18 protein-coding genes and 2 tRNA genes are annotated in these 23,986 nt (G+C 39.5%); 3 read left to right on the forward strand and 17 right to left on the reverse strand.

Annotated features, from left to right (window positions below):
- Window positions 1-234 precede the first annotated feature (234 nt).
- The 8 genes from AC2JBO_RS27525 to AC2JBO_RS27560 form a co-directional block, all read right to left on the reverse strand.
- Entirely contained in the window at window positions 235-1,422 is a 1,188-nt protein-coding gene (locus tag AC2JBO_RS27525; RefSeq protein WP_496956814.1) for a nucleotidyltransferase domain-containing protein, read from the reverse strand.
- A gap of 31 nt (window positions 1,423-1,453) precedes the next feature.
- Entirely contained in the window at window positions 1,454-3,286 is a 1,833-nt protein-coding gene (locus AC2JBO_RS27530; RefSeq protein WP_496956815.1) for an ABC transporter ATP-binding protein, read from the reverse strand.
- 19 nt (window positions 3,287-3,305) lie between these two features.
- Window positions 3,306-4,232 carry a serine kinase gene (locus tag AC2JBO_RS27535; RefSeq protein WP_496956816.1) on the reverse strand — a complete coding sequence of 309 codons (927 nt, stop codon included), beginning with the start codon at window positions 4,230-4,232 and terminating at the stop codon, window positions 3,306-3,308.
- A 638-nt stretch (window positions 4,233-4,870) separates the two neighbouring features.
- The gene (locus AC2JBO_RS27540) at window positions 4,871-5,017 is read right to left on the reverse strand and encodes a lasso RiPP family leader peptide-containing protein (protein WP_496956817.1); all 147 of its coding nucleotides are present in this window, start codon (window positions 5,015-5,017) and stop codon (window positions 4,871-4,873) included.
- A gap of 180 nt (window positions 5,018-5,197) precedes the next feature.
- On the reverse strand, window positions 5,198-7,183 hold the full coding sequence (locus tag AC2JBO_RS27545) for a lasso peptide isopeptide bond-forming cyclase (protein WP_496956818.1): 1,986 nt from the start codon (window positions 7,181-7,183) through the stop codon (window positions 5,198-5,200).
- Window positions 7,180-7,626, reverse strand: a complete 447-nt coding sequence (locus tag AC2JBO_RS27550) for a lasso peptide biosynthesis B2 protein (protein ID WP_496956819.1) — start codon at window positions 7,624-7,626, stop codon at window positions 7,180-7,182. The genes AC2JBO_RS27545 and AC2JBO_RS27550 overlap by 4 nt, the downstream gene beginning before the upstream one ends.
- Window positions 7,610-7,924, reverse strand: coding sequence for a PqqD family peptide modification chaperone (locus AC2JBO_RS27555; RefSeq protein WP_496956820.1), 315 nt, complete (start codon window positions 7,922-7,924; stop codon window positions 7,610-7,612). The genes AC2JBO_RS27550 and AC2JBO_RS27555 overlap by 17 nt, the downstream gene beginning before the upstream one ends.
- Before the next feature lie 912 nt (window positions 7,925-8,836).
- Window positions 8,837-9,769 (reverse strand): RluA family pseudouridine synthase, encoded by a 933-nt coding sequence (locus tag AC2JBO_RS27560; protein WP_496956821.1) that lies wholly within the window; start codon window positions 9,767-9,769, stop codon window positions 8,837-8,839.
- Window positions 9,770-10,178: 409 nt separating this feature from the next.
- Here AC2JBO_RS27560 and AC2JBO_RS27565 point away from each other — a divergent pair, with 409 nt between their 5' ends.
- On the forward strand, window positions 10,179-11,183 hold the full coding sequence (locus AC2JBO_RS27565) for a response regulator (protein ID WP_496956822.1): 1,005 nt from the start codon (window positions 10,179-10,181) through the stop codon (window positions 11,181-11,183).
- Between the two features lie 334 nt (window positions 11,184-11,517).
- On the opposite strand, the gene fba is transcribed toward AC2JBO_RS27565, so the two are convergent.
- The 4 genes from fba to pdhA all read right to left on the reverse strand — a co-directional run bounded on the left by fba (window position 11,518) and on the right by pdhA (window position 15,175).
- Window positions 11,518-12,597, reverse strand: a complete 1,080-nt coding sequence (fba, locus tag AC2JBO_RS27570) for a class II fructose-bisphosphate aldolase (RefSeq protein WP_496956823.1) — start codon at window positions 12,595-12,597, stop codon at window positions 11,518-11,520.
- Window positions 12,598-13,007: 410 nt separating this feature from the next.
- Window positions 13,008-13,079 (reverse strand) — tRNA-Lys (locus AC2JBO_RS27575).
- Between the two features lie 61 nt (window positions 13,080-13,140).
- Window positions 13,141-14,013 carry an aldose epimerase family protein gene (locus AC2JBO_RS27580; protein ID WP_496956824.1) on the reverse strand — a complete coding sequence of 291 codons (873 nt, stop codon included), beginning with the start codon at window positions 14,011-14,013 and terminating at the stop codon, window positions 13,141-13,143.
- Between the two features lie 130 nt (window positions 14,014-14,143).
- Window positions 14,144-15,175 carry a pyruvate dehydrogenase (acetyl-transferring) E1 component subunit alpha gene (pdhA, locus tag AC2JBO_RS27585; protein WP_496956825.1) on the reverse strand — a complete coding sequence of 344 codons (1,032 nt, stop codon included), beginning with the start codon at window positions 15,173-15,175 and terminating at the stop codon, window positions 14,144-14,146.
- Window positions 15,176-15,741: 566 nt separating this feature from the next.
- On the opposite strand from pdhA, the gene AC2JBO_RS27590 reads away from it, so the two are divergent.
- Entirely contained in the window at window positions 15,742-17,991 is a 2,250-nt protein-coding gene (locus AC2JBO_RS27590; protein ID WP_496956826.1) for an IMS domain-containing protein, read from the forward strand.
- 112 nt (window positions 17,992-18,103) lie between these two features.
- Window positions 18,104-19,066: an AEC family transporter gene (locus AC2JBO_RS27595; protein ID WP_496956827.1), complete on the forward strand. Its 963-nt coding sequence runs from the start codon at window positions 18,104-18,106 to the stop codon at window positions 19,064-19,066.
- Between the two features lie 51 nt (window positions 19,067-19,117).
- Here the strand turns inward: AC2JBO_RS27595 and AC2JBO_RS27600 are convergent, their stop codons facing one another.
- The 5 genes from AC2JBO_RS27600 to glyQ form a co-directional block, all read right to left on the reverse strand.
- On the reverse strand, window positions 19,118-19,351 hold the full coding sequence (locus tag AC2JBO_RS27600) for a hypothetical protein (protein WP_496956828.1): 234 nt from the start codon (window positions 19,349-19,351) through the stop codon (window positions 19,118-19,120).
- A gap of 79 nt (window positions 19,352-19,430) precedes the next feature.
- Window positions 19,431-19,517: transfer RNA gene (locus AC2JBO_RS27605), tRNA-Ser, on the reverse strand.
- 103 nt (window positions 19,518-19,620) lie between these two features.
- A complete protein-coding gene (locus AC2JBO_RS27610) occupies window positions 19,621-21,981 on the reverse strand; it encodes a ComEC/Rec2 family competence protein (protein ID WP_496956829.1) in 2,361 nt (786 codons plus the stop codon).
- A 107-nt stretch (window positions 21,982-22,088) separates the two neighbouring features.
- Window positions 22,089-22,571: a DUF4079 domain-containing protein gene (locus tag AC2JBO_RS27615; RefSeq protein WP_496956830.1), complete on the reverse strand. Its 483-nt coding sequence runs from the start codon at window positions 22,569-22,571 to the stop codon at window positions 22,089-22,091.
- Between the two features lie 151 nt (window positions 22,572-22,722).
- Window positions 22,723-23,592, reverse strand: coding sequence for a glycine--tRNA ligase subunit alpha (glyQ, locus tag AC2JBO_RS27620; RefSeq protein ID WP_496956831.1), 870 nt, complete (start codon window positions 23,590-23,592; stop codon window positions 22,723-22,725).
- Between the last annotated feature and the right edge of the window lie 394 nt (window positions 23,593-23,986).

The raw sequence follows: 23,986 nt of genomic DNA on the forward strand, positions 1-23,986 counted from the left end.
CTCGTTCATCACAAAACCTATCGTTGACGTATGGGCGCCAACCTTAACTTGACACCAATGGCAGGGATGCCCGTCCTGATCCCCAAAGCGGGCAAGGATGGCCACTGCACAAGAGATGAGTAAAGATTTTTTTAATTTAGAATTTCTCAAGTAACAGCTTATTAACTGCATGGCAGGACAGGCGGGACGCCTATCCTACGAGTTGCGAGATTTATGCTACCATCGAATTTCAGATTATCTACCTATAATTAAATTTTTTAAAGCTGATATTCCATACTTATTTATCACTCTAATCGGTCGTATTAAATAATACAACCAAGTCAAGTATTTTGGTAAAGTTAGAACTTCTAAATCATTTTCTGTTAGCTTCATCCAACCTGAATGTTCCATTAAACCAGCAAAACTGGTAATTCTATCCAGCAAGCGTTCGCGCGTCTGAATATGGAATATACCTTTTTGAACCTCACCAACAGCTTCTATATTTTCGCTAAATAGTTCTTTGCAAACTTTAACAGCTAAAGATTGAGCGTAAGCATCAGACTGTGCTTGATGCCAAATTGTTTCTGGAACAGATACATTTAAAAGATTGCCCGCTAAAAGCAGTGAGAGAAAAATAATTCGCTTACACCCTTGTTTGCTTGCTATTTCCATAATCTGGTTCCAATCCAGTTTTGGATAAGCACGAATAACTTCAGCAACATCACAAATTCGATTCAATCTTTGCCAGCGTTCTTTATTTCCATTTAAACAAAGAATCAAAAACCAGGCTTCGGGTGATAGATTTGGTATACTGTTTCCTGCAAGAGAAAAGCATTCCAAACTCTCCCACCAATAATTTTCGCTAATTGCACACGAAAGATGCTTGGGTACAATATCACTATGAAGGTCTATATTTGTTATGCCATCCTTATCTACCAGATGACTTTCCCAAGGTACTTCTACAAAGGTTTTATAACCTTGAGCAAATAATATATCTACCGTTTTCTGAAAATCTTGTTTGTGGACTAAAATGTCAAGGTCGCTAATTTGACGTAGTGACAAGTTTGTATAAACACAAGCAGCAAGTAAAGGCCCCTTAAATGGGATCACAGGGATTTTATGACTTTCCAGTAAATTTAATAATTTCAGTAACGATTGAGTCAAAATTAAATTATTGAAATTATTACTATGGAAATATTGACTTAAACGCTTGAGTTGCTCTTTAGGGACTAATTCGGGACAAGTATTCTTTAGACTCCAGTACAAAAGCGGCATTACTCCGTGCCAATTGGCGGTACTAATGAGATACTCCCAGTTTAAACTTTGGTTAAGTAAATATTTTATTCGTTCAGCAGTTGTAGTTTCAATATAAGTACGGGCGCAATATAGCAGTAGCTCGACTTCTCGCCGAGTCTTAGTGTCCATCGTTTTTGATTCGTTCATCAATTTTTATTTTAAAGTATTTTTAGTATCTTTATTTAGGCGAATGGCATGACCCCATTTGTGACTGCCAAGACTGTGCGTATAATCCTGCTTGAGCAAGTAACTGCTCGTGGTTCCCAGATTCTACGATTTTACCCGCGCGCATAACATGAATAATATCCGCGCGCATTGCTAAGGTGAAACGGTGAGTAATTACAATTGCAGTACGTCCATTTGCCATTTTCCGAAAACGTTCAAGCCAATCATGCTCTGCCCAAGGATCCATTGCACTTGTTGGTTCATCAAGGATAATAATCTGGCCTTTTCTCAAGAAAGCTCTTGCTAGTGCCAAACGCTGCCATTCTCCACCGCTCAAATCAGTACCACCAGGAAACCACTTACCCAGCATTGAGTTGTAACCATCGGGTAGGCGCATAATTTTATCATGAATTCCGGCGCCTCTAGCAGATGCTTCAATTTCAGATTGGCTAGGAGTTATAGATAAATCACCCATCGCAATATTATCTGCAACCGAAACATAGTAAGGTATTGGGTCTTGAAACAAAACAGTAATTAACTTTCGGAATACTTCAACACCATAATCTCGGATATCATTACCATCTAGCTCAATGCTTCCAGACTCTGGGTCGTAAAAACGGCACAAAAGTTTGATAAGGGTGCTTTTACCAGCACCATTGTCTCCTACAATCGCCACAATTTTACCAGCAGGAATATAAAGATTAAAGTTCTCTAATACTGCTTGTGTACTACCAGGGTAACGGAAAGTAACTTGTCGAAGATTAATTCCCCGTTGAAGTATTGAGGGTATAGGCAAGGGTTGAGGAGGGTCTACAATTTGGGGTTCTATTTTCAAAAACTCAAATAAATTACTAACAAATAAACTATTTTTGTATATCTGTCCTAAACTTCCTAACAGAGACTTTACAATGCTCTGCCCTTGGTTAAAAGCTTGATAGAAAAGCGCCAAATCACCTAAAGTAATGATTCCTAGCAACACTTGCCGACCCATCCAAGCAAGAGAAGCACCAGTAACTAACAGCGCTATAAACCCAGCAGCAACACGGCTAAGGGTTTGCTGTTTAATCAGTTTCATTTGCTCGTTGCGTAAGCGGCACCGCAATTTTTGATAAGCTGATTGAAAATAGGAACCGAAATTAAATAGTCGTAATTCTTTAGCAGCCCAACTGCTGGTTAGTAGCAACTCGTAATATTGAAGGCGCCGTCGGTCTATAGTTGTTCGCTGGGACCAATGATACTGATATAAATTTAGACTAAAAGCTACATAAAAAGCAGGGAAAGCACTAGCAACTAGAATAATCGGTAGCCAAAAGCCATAGGGAATTAGTATTGCTGCTACTGTAAAAAGCGTGATGCTGTTCTGCAGCAAAGTACCAGTATTTTCTAATAAGGCAAGCGAACGACTACCAGCACTCTCTCGCGCTCTTTCTAAGCGGTCGTTGTATTCTGATGATTCATAGCAACCAAAATCAATTGCTATAGACTGTTTGTGAACTAACCCGCTAATATAATCTTGTACTAATTCGGCTTGTGCAGTTCTAATCCATTCGCTGGCGCCTTGCAAAAATTCAGTTAAAAGTAGAACACCAGCCATTAAACCGACTGGAATTAAAATTGTTTGGATACTTTCCCAAGAAATACCTTGACCAACCACTCGGACTATGCTATTCACTACAAGTCGAGTTAGGTAAACAGAAGCAGCAGGTAGTACTCCCTGAAAGATTAGTAAAATAATCCAAGCTAAAGTCCAATTTCGGGATGCAGCCCAGATTAAACTAAAAGTTTGTGGCAAGTAAGATAGCTGAGTGATAGAGCTACGTAATTTAACAGTAAACTTTCTTGACATAGTAAACAATAGTTGAAAATTAAATTATTGCTGGCTCAAGCTCACTTGCCAAATCTTCTTCCACCAACCGTGCAACATCAGGTAGCAAATCAAGGGAGCGAGGTCGCTCAAGGCTACAAATAGGTAAATTATTGGCAAGGCTACTACATTGACGTAAGTGCAAAACAGCTTTTGAACTTTGGAGAAATTTATTGCCCAGCAACATAGGAATAAAAGAATTGGCAATCAGTTGGACTATACCTTCTTGAGGTTGGAGAGGTTTAATTTCAGGACGGAGACCTTTACAAAGTACATAGATACGCTTGAGAGTTAGTGGCGTTTGCAAGAAGTTATCAAGAGTGGGGCGGGCGCGTTTCTCAGCCTTAGAGTGTATCCTGTTTAAGCTTTCTGGATCATCCCCCAAGGCAGCAGTCAGAGCTTTAGGCCAAAGTTTGATTTGAGGAAAGCCTGGAATTAATATAGGGTTGACGACGCTCTCCAAGTTTATAGCAGCTACGTCATCAGTGATCAGTTTGTGACCTCTCCCATAAAGCGTAGCTGCCATTGTTGACTTACCTTGCCCAGATGCTCCCAAAAACAAGGCAGCATTGCCATCAATAGCGACAGCGCTGGCATGTAGCACTAAATATTGACGCTGGTAAAGTATCATCGCTAACAATGAACCCAGTAAAGGTAGGCGAATGATGCCCTCTTCCACATCGGGTAATGGATCGATAATAATCTCTTTTCCTCCTCGTACCAAAAATTTCCCGACTACATCCCAGTAAAAGTATGCGGACTCGCCATCAATGTGAAAGTGACGCCATGATAGAGTTGGCTCAGGTGGAAACCAATTTACTGTACCAAAGCGGATAATTACATCTACCTTGACCTGTTTTGAGGTTTGTAATTCTGGTAAAGGTAGGGCAGAGTAAACGCCCAAACCGTAAGCAGTGTAAGCATACATCTGATCAACTCCATTTTAGGTATAAATCTCAAAAAATTCTGCTTTGTTAACAAAAGAAAGCTTTCTTAGGTAGATATTAAATATGTTAACTTTGTTTTGTTAGTTGTCTACTACCGAACTCCTATAAATAGTCAGTTTGATTTTTAATACAACTCATTCAATTTATTGAATCAGTTTTAACTTATAAGTTCATAAAAGGTAATTCGTGCTTGCAGAGGCTTTTCACATTAAATTGGTATAAAGTTGTATTTTTATCGGTTAATATCTCTGCTTAGGTTGTGACTAAGCAGAGATATTAAGAGAAGCAATACCTAGGCTCTAGAAACTTAGGTATCTCACTTCAATCAGTCGGTACTAACAAACCTCTATTCAATACCTTCGCCAGATTTATGAGTCATAACGTAGTATAAACGCTTGTAAAATTAAGGTTTTTTCGTATAAGAGAAACAAGCGCTATAATTTCCAGACTAGCTAAAAACTCCGTCCCGTTATTCCACACCGGGTTTTTAGATTAAAAACCTTGATGCTTAAGGACTCTAGGTTCAACGCCTAGCAGACAGGTTCAATATTTTATTTGACTGGAAACGTTGACGGCAAAAGCATTTTTGCCAATCAGATTTTTGGCGAAGGTATTGCTATTACGAGAAAGTTATAGAGCCAGCTGGAGTACCAGTTTGGAAAGTACCATCTAGTTTGCTCCCTGATGCTTTCCCTTGGGTTAGCACTTCAACATCACCATGAACAGTGAGTTCGGGTTTTGTGTAGGATTTCTTTTGTAAAGTCATGATTCCTCCTTAATGGATTTATTGAATTCAAAAATTGCTTCTAAAAGAAGCCGAGAGAACAGCTAGCTTGTAATCACAATGTATAAGTGACAACCAGGCTCGCTGTGCTGTTGGGTTTTACCTGTAAGGCAACAACCAACAGGACAATGAACTGATATGTCAGTTCAAATTTTGTAAAGATTACACCTTGGCTTTAGTTTTTTTGCTGCTTAGTTCGTTGGGTCTGCTTTGTACTGTGTACGACAACCACAGAGATAGAGAGACAGCTATCCAAATTAGGCGTGCATCCATACCTTGTTCCTGAGATTTTGAGGATAAAAATCGTTGATAAATCTCTTGTAAAGCGGTAACATCTACATACTTCTCAATCGCTCCGAAGTCGTTGAAAATCAACTTCTGCAAACGCTCTTGCTCAAAAAACAGCAAACCGTGAGAGAGATTGGCTGAGAAATCTGTTTTGCCTGTGCGCCATTGCACTTTTGCGGGGAGAATATTAGTCATCGCACGACGCATCACAACTCGGTTCCAGCCCCTACCAAGCTTTTGCTCAGGAGGTAAAGAAAGGCAGAATTCTACCAGTCGTTTGTCCCAGAAAGGATAGCGGAGTTCAGTACCAAAGGCAGCAACCTGTTTGTCCATTACTTCAAGCGCGAATGCAGATAGACCTGTAATAATGCTTCGGTAATGTCGCTCTCTTTCGTCTAGACCTAAGTGGGGCTGTAATTTTTGCGAAGCCTGATAGCGCTGTTCTAAACCGATCTGTTGAACAAATTCAGGATTAGCGATTGCCAGAAATACAGCTTTGTTAGCAGATTGTTCGTTGTTACCACCAAGCCGTTTTAATGCTTGCCAAATCCGTCGTATTAGTCTCAAAATTCGATATTTAGAAATTGTCTTATTAATTCCATAGTGTGATATATAACTCCATAACCATACCCAGAAAGAATCGTTGAAAATTTTAGTTACTCCCCTGAGTTCTCTAGTTAAAGTCAGCCAGCGTCCTGCCCTTGCTAGTTCACTTAAGTATCCATAGCCATCAGATACAGTGGTATCGCCATCAAAACCGTCTAAGACAATACGAACACCTTGCTCTTTGATGGCACCATACAACCCCCAACTCATAGACCAATTAGGAGCATAAAAAGCTTCATCTTGATGCCAAAACATACGCTCTAAATCTCTCAAGGGACTTATTTCGTCTCCCTTGACATAGTGTGGTTCTATTCCACCTTGAGCTATAACCGAGTTGATATAGGGGCGCTCATCACATTCAGTCAACTTGTCAAAAATGGCTGAGAAGGTGTGTAATTTCTGTCCTTTTTCAACAAGTAGTTTTTTTGCGGTACAGACGATTGAGGAAGAATCCAATCCACCGCTTAACATAGAACCGATGGGGAAGGCACTACGCAAACGGCAGCGCACTGCTTCGGTAAAAATTTCGCGAAACTTCGCAGCATACTCCTCATCTGAACTCAGACGCAACTCACGGTTAGGGTCTAAACACCAGTAGGACTTTAACTGTATTTCTTCTTGGCTTATTGTCATTTGATGAGCCGGAGGAAGTCGTTGGATGTACTGGTAGGATGTAATAGTACTATCCTCGAACATTGATGTTAGGTAATCGCCAATCCTCACTTCGTTAAGCTGACGTGGCACTTCCGCAAGACATAAGATTGCTTTAATCTCAGTGGCAAAGACGAAAACAGAGTCACATAAATAGTAATAGAAAGGTTTGACTCCAAAATGGTCTCTAGCGCAGAAAACAGACTGTTGTCGTTTATCCCAAATTGCGAAGGCAAAGTCACCTAATAGATGCTCCGGACATTGTTCACCCCATTTCTCATAAGCTGCTAGTATTAGCTGACTATCCGTAATTTTATCAGGTGGACAGTTTTTAAACTGTAATACAGAAATAAGCTCTTCCCTATTATCAATGCGACAATCAGTTGTAATAGCAATGTCGCTGGTTCGATTAACCAAAGGTAACTTTTCTAGTAAAGATTCAGGAGTAGTCCACAACATCCGGTGTGCAAATCCCACCGAATCCTCAACCCAAATATCGGCACCATCTAGTCCTCGGTGTGCTAAGGTATCGACCATCTTCACCAAATTTTCCCGCTCTACTGGGCTACCATCTCGGTAGTAAATTCCCATGATACCGCTCATATTTTGACTCCTTCGAGAGATGGTAAAGGAACAAAGCGTGGAAGGTCTTGAAGGTATCCTATTACTACTCGTCCTTGATATTCAATCCAAGCATGTGCTTCCAGGGTTCCAGTTTCACCTTTAGATACACCAATACGGAGTTCTGGTTTATATCCGCACCAATTCATTAATACTTGGGTTGTTAAAGCGCGCGCAAGGCATTTAGCGCCACCTGGCATATAGCAAGTAACAACGTTTACTGCCCAAACAATCTGACCAAGAGAAACTTTGTTTATGGCTATTTGGTGTAAGAAACCTTTGCTAATACTTGTTATCAGCTTTAACAAGTTACGAAACGGTAGCAACAACAAACCTAATCGAACACCTGTTAATAATATTAATGCCGTTAACAACAGAACGCGCGCTCGGTTGCTCATCTTCAAAAAATTACGCAGTCGTTTCATTTTTAATCACAACCAGTTCTGCTGCTAAAAGGTCGGAGAGTAATGCTATCAAATCGGTTTGACACCGTTCGGGTTCAACGTCATATTCTTCCAAAAGTCTCTGTTCAATTTCTTTAATTGTCCTAGGTTCTTGAATCAGCTTCCAAATACTTGCACCCACTTCGTTTAACCCGTGGTATACTCCAGACTTAAGGTTTAAAATAACTGCTTCTGAGCCAAGGTCAGAAAAAATCTGCTCGCTTGATGCAACTATAATTGAAGACTCTAATATTCTTTGTTCTAGTTCTGTTAATTTCATAAAGTTCCTATTCTCTTAGTAATTTTACGTAAGTAGTCTATGTATAAAATTATCTGAGTTTTTTACTGTTATCCGGAACCGTCTCTTTAAAAGACAAAGATTTATTTGTCAATTTTATTACCACACCCCAAAATCTATAAGCCGAATTACAACAAGTACTTATACTTGTATTGTAGTCTAGGTTTCTTTATACAGAAACCCTCGCTTAAATGCGAGTTTACAATTATGAATCACTAGAGAACAGCCGAGTAAAGTGTTTATTTAAATCTACAAATCTTTTAGATTACATCCTGCTTTTAGAGCTAGGGTTTATACTACATTCAGAACAGCTAGATTTTTGCTTGCATTGGGATGCTTCCATGATACAAGAGAACAACTTTGATTTGTTCCTTTTCTTCACTTTTTAAGTTTTTAAAGTGTAACAACCCACAAGTAGTTAAACAACTATAACAGATAAGGCTTATTATAAAATACACAAAACTAGGGTAAAAATACTAAAATTGTAAAAATTAGATGAAGTTACGCTGAGAAAAAAATTTAGAATTTATAGGAAAAAATGTCATGTAACTAAAAATACAGTCAGTTATGAAAGTTACTTATGTCTTTCGATAGATGGAAAAATTATCATCAATAAAATTAATAAAAAACTGGGGAAATAATGACTTCTCATTCCCCAGTGTTTGATTGCCTTCCTGATTTATTTCTGACTTTAGTTCTGATTTTTACTTTGATGGTTTTACTTTGTTTCTTCCTGAAGTCGCTTTTGTCCCATTTGTTTGCTGTAAAACTTAATAATTTAATATAAATTTTTGGCACCTTTCATAGGTATTTGTTAGGCAACTACAAAAGGGAGGTTATAATCATATTTTCATCTAGTTCCACAATTATCCGGAAGATGCCGAAAAATTTTTTCTAGATAGTCCCACCGCGTCTTCGCAGCGCTTCTAAAAGTTTTGTAAATTCATGAGGAGGTGCCGCAGTTACTTCTATATATTGTTGACTAACTGGATGCTGTAACTTTAACCGCCATGCGTGGAGTGCTTGACCAGATAAGTTTATACCTAACGAGCGTGCAGAACTATATAATGGGTCGCCAACGATTGGATGACCAATTTGTGTACTGTGAACACGAATTTGATGGGTACGTCCGGTTTCTAGCTGAAAGCGAACAAGTGTATAATTTCCAATACGTTCTTGTATTTGCCAGTGAGTAACAGCTTCGCGTCCTCCTTTCTCAACTGGAACTACTGCCATTTTTTTACGGTCTACTGGATGGCGCCCAATTGGTAAATTAATTGTGCCAGTTTCTGTTTTCGGCGCCCCGTAAACTATGCCAAGATATTCACGACGTGCAGTTTTAGCCTTAAGCTGTGCTTGCAGGTGTTGGTGTGCCAATTCAGTTTTCGCAATTACAATGGCGCCTGTGGTGTCTTTGTCTAAACGATGTACAATACCCGGACGTTGAACTCCACCAATACCCGGTAAATCTGGACAATGTGCGAGTAAAGCGTTAACTAAAGTTCCGTTCGGATGACCCGGCGCCGGATGTACTACTAAACCAGCTGGTTTGTTAATGATTATTAACTGGTCATCTTGATAAAGAATATCAAGTGGAATATTTTCAGCTTTCAGTTCAAGAGGTTGAGCTTCAGGAATTGTAATAGTTATCAAATCCCCTAACTTAACTATCATCTTTTTTGACGTGCAGGGTTGCTTGTTCAGATGAACACAACCCTGCTCAATAAGACTTTGCACGCGCGAACGCGATAAATCTGGCAGTTCCGAGGCCAAATAGCTGTCCAAACGTTCCCCAGTATCTAAAACTTCTAGATAGAATTCAGTCACAGTTGCCTTTAAATTAATTTCTCTTCTTGAAGTAAAGCACAAAGCGCGTATAGTGTGTTTCGGTTTTTACTGCTTCAACTTTTCGCACGATTTACTGCTTATTACCTCAAATTTGCCAACTATACCAGTATAAAATATTGCAATTATTTCTAAGATAACAAGAAAAAATAATTTTATAAAAATGTCCGGATAATTATTCGAGTATAGGAAATTATGTTTATGGCTAAAATCAATGTTTGATACAATACTGAAGTGTTTGCTTGCAGTCTTGACGAACATATATTAAATTGCTAAAAAGAATTTACTGGGAGAAACTAGGTTTCTGACTTCTGTATTAATAAATTTATAATAACGTATAACAGGCTGCTGTTTTGATTGGCAACTTTCAACTACTATAATCAATATAAAAATGCAAACACTCCCTATTGGTCGATACCGATTTTTCCAACGACTACAGCCATTATTAATTTTAAACAAAGTAGTCAACGCATCAACTACTGGTTGTTTACAAATTTTTAGCTCCTCAGTTTCCTGGCTTATATACTTGGAGAAAGGTAAACTTGTATACGCTTCCTATGAGTCAGGGATGTTTGAGCTTCTTTATAAAAAGTTAAAAGTACTGAGCCAAACTGTTCCAACGCTTAATCACGAAACATATACTCGATTAAAAGCTGTTTTTGAAACTGGTATTGGTAATCAAGCAATACCCAATCCAGATTACTTAGCAATTTGCTGGTTAGTTAATCAAAAATATCTTAGTCCAACTCAAGCTGCAACGCTTATTGAAGAAATAGCAGTGGAAGTTTTGGAATCATTTTTGTTGTTACAAGAAGGTTGTTATGAATTAGCTTCTAATAATTTTATTGAGAAAATGCCGAGATACTGCCGTTTGGATATTCTATCTCTCGTTGAATCGCGTTCTCAGAGTGATAATAAAAGTACTGCATATAAATATAATAATCATAAAACTAATAAAAATAATCAAACCTCTAATAATACAAATTATCTAGGAAAAACTAAACATAATCATCAAAATTCTTATAAGCAACAGTACACAATTATGTGTATCGACGATAGTCAAAGTATATTAGATTCGATTAATAGCTTTTTAGATGAAAGTTTTTTTAATATTGTTTTATCCAATGATTCTTTAAAAGCTTTAATGCAAACTATTCGTGTAAAGCCTGATGTAATTTTACTTGATATCGCGATGCCAAATTTAAACGGGTATGAATTCTGCTCTTTATTGAGGAAGCACTCATACTTTAAAAATACACCTGTAATTATTGTGACTGCAAGAACAAGTTTAGTTGATAAAGCTAAAGCAAAATTAGTCGGCGCCTCTGGGTATTTAACTAAACCATTTACACAAGTTGAATTAATGAAGGTTATTTTTCAAAATATACAAGTTTAAATATTATGTTAATAAAATTTGTCAATTCTGGTAAAAAAAATCTTAGCAGAGTAGTATTGCCACAACTTTTTAATTGGAGTAATTGTTAATTAGTTATTAACGCGCGTATTATGAAGCTAATCTCTGAAACACAGTTCTGGAAGCGTAGATTGTTTCAAATCTTTTGCTGGGATTTTGTATTTGGAGATTATATCCCGTAGCAATATTTAATTGGTTGCAGCCGAAGTCAGTTAAAAGTGTCGGGCAATATTCTCCGGTAGTATAACCATAATAAAATCCTTGTAGAGACGCGATTTAATCGCGTCTCTACCTAGTTTTCAACTCAGTACTCTATTTACACTGTTGCAGCAGCTTTAGTGAGCGCCGCAAGTTCTCCTTTAGCGTACTTAGCAGCGAAGTCCTCCAAGGACACTTGCTTAATTTTGCTTCCGTTACCAGCAGTTCCAAACTGTTGATAGCGTTCAGCACAAACTTTTTGCATGTACTTAATAGAAGGCTTGAGGAAATGACGGGGGTCAAATTCCTTTGTATCTTTTGCTAAAGCTTCACGCACAGCGGCAGTAATAGCCAAGCGGTTGTCTGTGTCAATATTTACTTTACGTACACCAGACTTAATACCTTTTTGAATTTCTTCAACAGGTACACCATAGGTTTCTGGAATAGTACCACCGTATTTGTTGATTAATTCAATCAAATCTTCTGGTACAGAAGAAGAACCGTGCATTACTAAGTGAGTGTTAGGCAAACGACGGTGAATTTCTTCAATACGGCTGATTGCTAAAATTTCGCCAGTTGGTTTACGAGTAAACTTGTAGGCGCCGTGGCTGGTACCGATAGCAACAGCTAAAGCATCTACTTGAGTTTGTTCAACAAACTGAACTGCTTCGTCGGGGTCGGTAAGAAGTTGGGAGTGGTCGAGTTTACCATCAAAACCGTGTCCGTCTTCAGCTTCACCCATACCTGTTTCTAAGGAACCCAAACAGCCGAGTTCACCTTCAACGCTAACACCTATGGAGTGAGCAACTTTTACAACTTCACGGGTAACGTTAACGTTGTACTCAAAACTTGCGGGGGTTTTTGCATCTGCTTGTAATGAACCATCCATCATTACGCTGGTAAAGCCGTTCTTCATTGCTGAATAGCAAGTTGCTGGCTCGTTACCGTGGTCTTGGTGCATGGCAATAGGAAGATGAGGGTAAGTTTCTGCTGCTGCCAAGATTAAATGGCGAAGGAAATTCTCACCTGCATACTTACGGGCGCCACGTGACGCTTGTAAAATTACGGGGCTATCTGTCTCATGGGCAGCCTGCACAATTGCTTGAATCTGCTCCAAGTTGTTAACGTTAAAAGCTGGAATGCCGTAACCGTTCTCAGCGGCGTGATCCAACATGAGCCGCATTGGTACGAGCGCCATAGATAGTCCTCCTGAATGTGTTGTCAGTAATCGGTTAGATAAGAAGCGTATGTACTACGCTAAATCTTAAGAGTTTTTTCAACTTATAGGAAATTATAACTAGTGATTGGTGTTTATGTTTAAAAAGTTTAAGACAAATAAGGAAGTAGTGAGTGCTAAGTACTAAGTGCTGAGTGCTGAGTGCTGAGTGCTGAGTACTAAGTGCTGAGTGCCGAGTGCTGGAAGGATAGCGATGATAATAAACGATTATGGGTTGAAGATAAAATTTCGTCTGTAGCTTATAAGTCAATACTTCTTAGTTTCTAAGAAGTCTGGATTCTTTAATAAGCAATATAGGGCGCCAATAATTATAGAGACGCGATTAAATCGCGTCTCTACAGGGTTTCGCTCTTGCTAGTACATGCGTGTACTGGGTGACCCGGGATTCGAACCCGGAACTAATCGGTTAAAAGCCGAGTACTCTACCGTTGAGTTAGTCACCCGTGCCGCTCTTATCGCTGGCTTATACACTTTAGCACAGGTGTCTATAGTTTTGTAAAGGGGTCAAGAGAAAAAATTTGCCGTTAATTTAAAAAACGTTGAGTAACTGGCGCCTGGTTGAAGCTGGGTAAGGTTTTCACCCGTGTTGATAGCGTTTCTGCCAGCGCTCCAAGGTTCAAGGCAGTAAAAGTCCTTGCCTTTGAGAGTCCAGAACACCAGAGTTGAAAAAACATTATCGTAGTCGAAGGTTAATTTCAACTTGCGGTTATTGTCGATAACGGTAGCTGTCTGGGTGCTAAGTTGTTTAAAAGCCACATCTATTTCATCGCGGTTAAAATCAAAACTACCGTTGAATTCATGATTTTCCTTAGTTTTCTGGTCTTGGTACTCACTTCCTGGTATATCAAACTGAAGTTGGTTTTTATCATGCACAATAAAGTACGGATGAAAACCAAATGAAAAGGGCATTGGTTGAGATGACTTATTTGTGTAGTGTTGGTACACATTCAAACTATTGCCTTGAAGTTGGTAGGTAAAAGTAATCTGAAAGTTAAACGGGTAAACAGCTAGTGTTTGCTCGTTGCTATGCAAAATCACTTGTAGCGATACACCTTCAGATGATACAGAACCAGAAGACACCCAAGGCAAATCACGCGCGAAACCATGCTGCTTGAGCGAATACTGCTTGCCGTTGACAGTATAAATATTCTCTGGCAAGTTACCGCAAATCGGAAATAAAATCGGATTTCCACCTCGGACACTTAACTCCGGGTTAGTAAAGCGTTCTTCGTCCAAATAAAAAATTTCTTCTCCCTGATGCCGCCATCTAGTAATAATTCCACCTCGTTCCGGTACAACTTCTAACTGGGAGTTAGTTGTTTCGTCGGTGAGAATGTACGTTTTGTACTGCTTTTGTTGAATGGCAACTTGGTACATATGCTTTATTCAGTGAGAATGTTGACAGGAGACTCAAGCACATATGGACAAACTCTATTCCAATTAAATAAATAAAATCTTAAAGTGTAGAGACTGTAATTTGCGGTCTCTACAATACAGGTATTTTTACTTAGTCTTCAGCAAAGATATAGCGGTATAGCTCGCTTGGACTTGGTTCAGGACTGCTTTCAGCAAATTTAACTGAGTCCTCGACTTCAGTTTGTATATCCTTGTCGATGGCTTTTAGTTCTTCGGCTGTTGCCAGTTTCCTTTGAACTAACTCGTTCGCTAGCTTTTTTATTGGATCGCGTGCGAACCAAAATTCCTTTTCCTCTTTGCTTCGCAGTTCGTCAGGGTCTGCTAAAGAGTGTCCTCGGAAGCGGTAGGTTAGTGCTTCGATCAAAGTTGGGCCTTCTCCTGCGCGCGCACGTCTTACAGCTTCCTTCGCAATAGAATAAACAGCTAGCACGTCCATACCATCAACTTCAACACCTACCATATTGAAGACGCTGGCTTTTTTGTAAATTTCCGGGTCAGAAGTCGCGCGTTCGTGTGCCATCCCAATTGCCCATTTGTTATTTTCAACAACGAACAATATTGGTAATTTCCATAGCGCTGCCATATTCAGCGTCTCGAAAAATTGTCCATTATTTGCGGCACCGTCACCAAAGAAACAAGCTGTTACTTCCGTTGGGCTAGTATCACCTAATACTTCCTTACGGTACTTGCTTTGGAAAGCGGCGCCTGCTGCCACAGGAATACCTTCGGCAACAAACGCATATCCACCAAGTAAGCGATGTTCTGCTGAGAACATATGCATCGAACCACCACGCCCTTTGCTGCAACCTGTAGCTTTACCAAATAGCTCTGCCATGACTTCACGTGCTGGTACTCCTGCACTTAATGCGTGAACGTGGTCACGGTAAGTACTGCTAACAAAATCTTCCCCAGGTCGCATAGCTTTGACAACACCGCTGGAAACAGCTTCCTGACCGTTGTAAAGATGGACAAATCCGAACATCTTTCCTCGGTAGTACATTTCAGCGCATTTATCTTCAAAAGTGCGCCCTAAAACCATGTCTCTGTAAAGCAGTAAACCTTCTTCTTTTGTAATTTGTGCGGATGCCGCATCAAAGGTTGGTAACGTGCGTTCTTGAACCATTATCTTTTCAGTATCCCCGTAGTAACACTTAATGTCACCTTAACTTATATCTATATAGCTGCCTCGTAACATTTTATCTTGACGAAATGTTAGCGAAACGTTTTGATTCACAAGGGCTGCTTACATAAAGGAAAATCGTAAAGCGCGAGTTTTCCCAAGCTACCCTTGGCTATAGACTATCAGTTAGGATAGCAAGATTCTGCGTATTCATTAACAATTTCTGTATTTTTGCACTCTATTGCATTATTGCTATACGCTTCTAGGTAATTGTAACAATAATACCGCTATGATAGAATTTGGGTCGCTTACATAGTAGCGGACTTATAAATAAATGATGTATAATTCTTCGCCAGCCTAAGAATGACTACGACTATAACTAATTGCTGGAGAGCAAAAGTTAATCGTCACTTCTTACGTTATTTTACTTTTGACTTATGTTAACTACATTTTTTACTTATGTCTTCAACTTAAAGTTTAAACTACGCCAGATTTTACTGGCAATGTTTAACATTGGCTGGAATGATTTAGGTGAAATATCACATCATACGCTGCAAAGGAAGTAGACTGTGCGAATTCCGCTCGATTACTACCGTGTTTTAGGATTACCGTTGGCGGCAAGCGATGAACAATTGCGGCAAGCTTACAGTGACCGCATTGTCCAGTTGCCACGACGGGAATACTCAATCGCAGCAACAACATCTCGAAAACAATTAGTTGAAGAAGCTTACGTGGTTTTATCTAATCCAAAAGAGCGTAAAGAATACGATAGGGTGTATTTGCAAGACGCATATGCTCAAAACCGTAGCGATGTTGCTGTTGCCGTCGAAGACAGGGTTGCTGCTAACAATCTAACTCATGATATCCAAACCCCAAATATTCAGGTTGATGATTCTGAATTGATTGGCGCCTTGTTGATTTTACAAGAACTGGGAGAATATGAACAAGTTCTTAAACTAGGGCGCCCATACCTTGTCAACAAGCATAAACCAGATCATGATAGTTTTGCGTCCGAACGTCCGGATGTGGTTTTAACAGTAGCACTTGCGTGTTTAGAGTTAGGACGTGAGCAGTGGCAGCAAGGAAACTATGAAAATGCAGCAATATCTTTAGAGACAGGGGAAGAATTACTGGCAAAAGAAGGGATGTTCAAGAGCGTTCGGGCAGAAATTGAAGCCGATTTATATCGATTGCGCCCGTATCGTATTCTTGAATTGGTAGCACTGCCAATAGAGCAAACCACAGAGAGAAGAAAGGGACTACAGCTATTACAGCAAGTACTCGAAGATCGAGGTGGGATAGATGGGTCGGGAAATGACCAGTCAGGATTAAACATTGACGACTTTTTACGTTTTGTTCAGCAATTGCGGCATTATTTAACCGTGGCTGAACAGCATAAGTTATTTGAGACAGAAAGCAAACGTCCTTCAGCGGTTGCAACATATTTAGCAGTCTATGCTTTGACAGCGCGTGGATTTACTCAACGTCAACCTGCGCTGATTCGGCAAGCAAAGCAAATGCTATTGCACTTGGGCAAGCGGCAAGATGTACATCTTGAGCAATCATTGTGCGCGCTATTGTTGGGGCAAACAGAGGAAGCAACGCGAGCTTTAGAATTAAGCCAAGAGTATGAAGCTTTGGCTTTTATTCGCGAACATTCCCAATCTTCACCAGACTTACTTCCCGGACTATGTTTGTATGGTGAGCGCTGGTTACAAAATGAAGTTTTTCCGCACTTTCTTGATCTAGCGGATAAAGTTGCATCGCTTAAAGATTACTTTGCTGACTCTGATGTGCAAGCTTATTTAGAAGCTTTGCCTAATAATGCTGAAGATTTTGCCAATAACGGTAATGGTGACTGGCGTTCTACACAAAAGTCTCAAAACCTGAATCCAACATTAAATTTCTATACTAATTCTACTGTTACTGCTCGACCTGCTTATAACAATCGAGTTGAGAGTCAAGTTACAGAAGTTTATAATCCAGAACCTACAAACTATAACAATTACAGCAGAACCAATGATAGCTATGATATTAAAGCTAGCATTGAGGCGCCTGCTAGAAACGTAAACCGACAGCAAAATAACGTTCGCGTTCCAACTACTGAAAATCGTAAAGTCAGCACAAGTGCAGTTACGGCGCCAAAACCGAAGCGACGTAGAAGCCAACCATCAGGTATTCCAAAATCACCTGATAACCAGCGTTTGGCGCCACGACGTAAATACCGCAACCAACAAAACGCACGTCTATTGCTAAAAGTACTAGCTTCAGTTGCAGGTGTGTTTTTATTCTGGTTATTAATTAGTAATGCGTTTGGATGGTTAAAAAATCTATTAATACCTGGGCCTGCGTTACAAGGTACACAGCTATCAATACAAATTAATCAGCCGCCCGTTCAAATACCAGCACCAGGTAGTCAACCGCAGTATCCAGAAGGAGAGTTAACCAAAGAGACAGCAACACAAGTTGTGCAAAATTGGTTATCAGCGAAATCAGCTTCTTTAGGTTCCAATCATGATATTGATAGTTTGAATCGAATACTAATTGGTTCAGCATTATCATACTGGCGAGGTATTGCTTTAGAAGTCAAATCAAGCCATCACTATCGACAGTACCAACATACAGTCTCAAACGTGTCCGTTGAACTAGACCCTAACAATAAAAATCACGCTTCAGTTAAAGCGACAGTTCTGGAAAACACGGTACATTATGAAAACGGGAAAGCAAAAGAACCAGAAAAAGATAAAGTTAAGGTTAGATACGAAGTAGTTCGCGTAGATAACGGGTGGCGTATCCGTTATATTTCTCTGGTAAACTAACTTTGTTTGATTTGAGTTAATTTGGCAATGGGTCGCATATAGATCGCATATAAATATAGGGGATGTCAAATATCCAAGTTCCCAACTAACCATTACCAAGCAAATTAGTTCGATGGCTGATACTTTATTTCAAGCTTATACACCCCTTTTGATTTGGACGGGGTTAGGATTACTGATATTTCGTTTACTGCCTAAGTCTTTTCCTAAAATACTAGGTCGTTGTCTTTACTGGATTGGAGTACCCCTAGAACTAATTGCATTGTCTCGTCAGAACAACGCACAGCAGTTTTCGGAAGCAAACAATGTATCATTTTTAGCACCATTAATAACCGTTAGTGCGTTGGTAATTGGTTTATTGGTTACAGTGGCGGTAGTATGGATATGGAAATTTTTAGTAAAACAGGAAAAATTACAAGAATTAAGTCGAGTTAGCCAGGGGAGTTTTATTCTCGCTGCAATTTTAGGTAATACTGGTTTTGTTGGGCTTGCGATTGCTCCGTTTTTAGTTGATTATAATGCATTAAATTTAGCTGTTATATTCAGTGTTACCCACAATCTCATTGGTCCTTTTGGCATTGGAACTTGGATTGCTAGCTACTATAGTCATTCCCAACAGCAAAATCATTGGTGGACTCAGTTACGGGACATACTCACAGTACCACCACTTTGGGCATTTATAATTGGTTATCTAACGCGCTCCTATCAACTACCAAATATTCTCGAATTTGGACTTCAGCAATCGGTTGGTGTTGTGATTGCGTGTGCTTTCTTACTCATCGGTATTAGACTTGCTCAATTACAGGGATGGAAAAGCCTAAAACTAGCAATTCTTCCAGCATTGCTACGAGTGTTTGTAATTCCTTTACTAGTCGGGTTGTTTACTACGTTCGTATTTAGAATACCACCTTCATCGCGTTTAGCAATGGTGCTTATGTCGGGAATGCCATCAGCATTTTTGGGTTTAATTTTAGCGGAAGAATATAACTTAGACCGTGATTTAATTGCTAGTAGTATACTGGTATCAACAGTGCTATTACTTTTTGTTCTGCCGATTTGGATTTTAATTTTTGGTTAATATAAATTTAATAATAATTAACCGATTTCATCAATAACACGGTGTACAACTTCAGTTACCGAAGCTGCTATACGCGCGTCGAGTTCGACCAAAGTACGAGGTAGTTCGACGGCCTCTTAATTTCATCGCTAGAGGTTTCAATTTACCAACTTGGTTGGAGCTAATATTTAGTTCATCGATAACTTGTACGAACGCAACGTAAGTAATTTCGTGTGAACCTCTACTATCGCTAAAACCGTTACCTAGTTTTGAAATAATTACAGAGGACGAAACTACATTAAACAATTGACGTACTCATTTTTAAGGAAGCAATTTGGCTAATGCGTCCCAATAATAATATGTAATTACTTAATAGATAATAATACGGAGAGAGGGGGATTTGAACCCCCGTTGACATTGCTGCCAAAACGCATTTCGAGTGCGTCACCATCAACCACTCGGACACCTCTCCATGACAAACTTATTTTAAGTAACCCCCTGAATAGTAATTTATCAGTGGCGTTTATTATCATATCACGATTACGAACAGATATTATTAAGATTTTTAAGATTCCTCAAAGCGCTGAGGTTTTATTTTCTGTTGTTTGTATAAATGCTTCAAACTGTCGATCTGGTGTCCATTGAATTGCACCATCACGTCCAGTAAATAAAAGCTGGGTTTTAACGTCACTAAGTTCTGACAAAATTTTGGGTTCTAAGTCTGCATTTGTTGTAATTGTTACTTCCGGTTGTAATGTGCTTACTAGCTGCTTCAATATTTGAGGAGGACACCAAAGGACTTGCGAACGTGGTAAACTATTACTCTTGATTAAGTTTTCGAGTTCGGTGGGTTTAAGATTTCCTACTAACAACCAGCTTTTATCCTGTATTTGCATTTGTAAAATCGGTAACTTGTCGTTAATCAACTGCAAAAGTGTGGCGCCAGCGTTTATACTTTGACCAACTCCAAGCACTTGATAGGTGCCTTGAGTTCTTTCGAGTTGTTTCTGAATGACCGCACTATTAAAAGGGCTATTAGATTTAGCAGAATAATCATAAAATACTTTGATAGGTAGGCGTGGTATTATTTCTAACCAGCCATTACTTCCGTTGCCTTGAAAATCTGATGCGATAGCCCAGTCAATTTGGTTTACACCTTGCTGTTGTAAGAAGGGTAATATAGTAAAACGCCCTGTACCGTTGTCTCCACTATTGATTACTGTTACTTTTCCTTTATCTTGAATAACAATGACAGGTTCTCCATTTGCTGCAAGCATAGTAACCTGAAACAATGTGTTCGCCGAATGTAAAGCAGGAATAAATACCAGTGCTGAAGCAATAGCAAGAGTAAGCCACCAGCGTCGTTGCCACCAGCTAACCTGCCATGTCACTATTAACATTATGTAAATAATAATCATTTGCGCCATCGTAATAGTTCCGACTGCAAATGAGCTAAATTGTATATTTCCAAAAAATTCTCCAAGGGTCAACAGCCAGTTCAGTGGATGATATAGTAGCCCAGCTACTATACTTCCTGCTGAAGGTATGACAATTGAGAGTATGGCGCTAAGAAATCCACCCAAACTAATTACTGAGACTAATGGCGCCGAAATAATGTTTAAAATTAGACAATAAACAGGTATAGTGCCAAATAAATATAGCTGTAGGGGCAATGTCCAGATTATTGCTGCTAAAGGTACTGCAATCAAAGACACTATTATTAATGGTAGCCAATCGAGACGTTTCGTTATTGCTGGGACGGTAATAATTAAGCCCAATGTTGATAAAAAGCTAAGTTCAAAACCTAAATCCCAAATCCATAATGGATTATACAGTAGCATCAACACTGCTGTAATTAACAGTAGACTTAATTGTTTGACTTGACGTTTAAGCAGTAAAGCAATTAATGCCGCAAATCCCATGATAGTGGCTCGAACGACCGGAGCATCAAAGCCTGTTAGAGAAACGAATACCAGTAGCGCAATTGCTCCGAGTATAAATCTAGTTCCGTGCGTTGCTCGTTGGGTTATGCTCAGAATTATGCTTAAAATTAGTGAGGTTTGAAATCCAGATGCTGATAGTACGTGTGACAAGCCGACTCGAATAAACAAGTCACGTACATCATAAGGTATATCCACAGCTTTACTGCCTACAACCATTGAGCTTAGTAAAGGACCATAAGGAATACCTAGAGCTTTTACCTGTGGGCGTACAATTTGTTCACGCAGTTTCCACCAGCCCCATTTTTTATTTTCATTTAGAACATTTATTTGGTGCCCACTTAAGCCAGCGAAGGTGCCTTGGAAATTTAAGTAATTTTGAAAGTCAAAGGCGCCAGGGTTTACAGCTGCCTTTGGTTTATATAAAACACCTGTAACTGCGATTTCTGTTTCTGGGTATAATCCTGTTGCTTGTAATATTGGAACCGTTACATACAGTTTTCCTGATACTCCTTTACTTCCACCTGCTTCGCCATCTTCGTTTTTTACTTCATCAAATTGTTTCGCTTCCATCCAAAACTGACCTTTAGAAGTACGAGTTAGTCTAGGTGTACTAGTTACATTGCCACGTACTATAAAAAGTTGTTCCTGATTGCTATTATTTCCAGGCGGGATAAATTTACTAATATCATTGGCAGCAGGTACTGGAATGCGAGATTGAAGGTTGAAGCTAGCTGCTAGACCAACTATACCAGCTATTAACCAGACTCTAGAATGTGGTAAGAATTGCGGAGTGGGGGGTGTAGCTTTTGATTTAGTTAGCCCTTTTTGTGCAGTTAGCGCTTTTTTGCCTGGAATACGTCTTTTTTTTATTCCGAATATGACTGCTGCAAGTATATTTAAACCTAAAATCCAAAAACCACTTCCGGGAACTGTTGTAAATAGCAGCCCCAAAATATAGCTAAGACATATAATTAGACTACTCACCTGAACCATGTAAAGTTAAAATTTAAGTACGGGGTTGTTTAAAAGTATTTATATGCAATATATAGTGCGCGCCCCTTTGAAAGGAGCGCACCATCTAAAATATTATTCTTTGGAAATTAAATACTCATGCCTAATTTAATTCCAAGTATTGCATGTGCGATCAAAACTAAAAACGCGCTTGCGCCCAGGTAAGCGTGCAAGTTGCGTAAACCTTGGTTGTTTCCACCAAAGCCACTAAATGAAATGGCGCCGTTAATTAGTAGCAAAATTAGTACGCTAGAACCAGTCCAAAAGTGTGGACTTTCCATAATTGGTTGCTTTTGCATTACCAAGGATAATAGGCCACCTGTGTAACCTAATGCCATAAAGGTAAACATTAAAGGTGCTAGCTTGCGATGGTCTGCACGGTTTTTGATGGCGACTTCTTTATCTGAGGCTATTCTTCCTTTCCAACCTGCGTATACAACATAGCTACCCAGTACAAATACAACGATACCCATCATTAGTGGATGTCCCCAATGCACAATTGGTTCTGGAACGTTTAAACTGCGAAACCATGCTGCAATCGGTTCTAAAATTTCAGCTAATTTGGCGCCCATTCTTTTCTCTCAATCTTTGTCAGAAAACTTTACACAATGACCAAGCATAAATTTTAATCGCTGTTGGGGCAAGTGGCACTACTTGGGTCATGTTTATCTATATAAAAAAACCCTCTCTGATTTAGAAAGGGTTGTTAGTAGTTTCAATGTATTATTTTTTGAGTAAAGGATAACCTAATTTTTCTCGCTGTTCTACGTACATTTGTGCGACTTTGCGCGCGAGATTGCGTATTCTGGCAATATATCGAGTTCTTTCGGTGACTGAGATGACACCTCTGGCATCAAGTAGGTTGAATGTGTGTGAACACTTTATTACGTAGTCCAAGCTGGGTAGAACTAAACCCCGTTCAGTTAACTGAATAGCTTCTTGTTCGTAAGTAGTAAATAGTGTTAGTAGCATTTCGGGGTTCGATGCTTCAAAGTTATACACGCACTGCTCGATTTCGCCTTGAAGATGAACGTCTCCATATGTAATGTTGTCAGTCCAGTGAATTTTTGTCATTGCTTCAACGCCTTGAAGGTACATTGCCAGTCGTTCTAACCCGTAGGTTATTTCGATTGAGACTGGACGACAGTCAATACCTCCACATTGCTGGAAATACGTGAACTGGGTTATTTCCATTCCATCTAGCCAAACTTCCCAACCTGTACCCCAGGCGCCTACTGTTGCATCTTCCCAGTTATCTTCAACAAACCGTACATCATGGTCTTCGGGACGAATGCCTAATGCGCGTAGGGAGTCTAGATATATTTCTTGAATATTATCTGGTGAGGGTTTGATTAATACTTGGTACTGATAATAGTACTGAAAGCGGTTAGGATTTTCTCCATAGCGTCCGTCTGTGGGGCGCCTGCACGGTTCTACATATGCTACTGACCAAGGTTCTGGACCCAATGCTCTTAAAAATGTGTGCGGGTTTTTGGTCCCGGCGCCCTTTTCTATATCGTAAGGCTGGGCAATCAAACAGCCGCGTTCGCTCCAAAATGAGTGTAGCTGCAATATTAACGATTGGAAATTCACGTCTTGACTCCTGTTATGCGCTTCGGCATAACTATTGTTGCTCAAAGTCAGTAATCCGGGCTTGTTATGGTGCCGTGAAAAAAACTCAAAATTTTTTGAGAAAAGTGTTGACAGTTCCTTGTACTCTCGCTATATTAAATAAGTCGCTGATGAGCAAGCGCCAACAAGCGCGGTTCGGAAAGCAAGAGAACCTTGAAAATTATATAGTTTGATAGCCAGTATAAGACAATTGCGTTAGCAATGTAAAGTAATAAACCCTGACTGAGGTATAAATCAGTCAAAGAGCTAACAAACAAACATTGTAGAGACGTGAAATTTCACGTCTCAAGAATGTGAAATCCAAAACGGAGAGTTTGATCCTGGCTCAGGATGAACGCTGGCGGTATGCTTAACA

The sequence above is a fragment of the Calothrix sp. CBUCES-K 9914 genome, assembly GCF_059640475.1.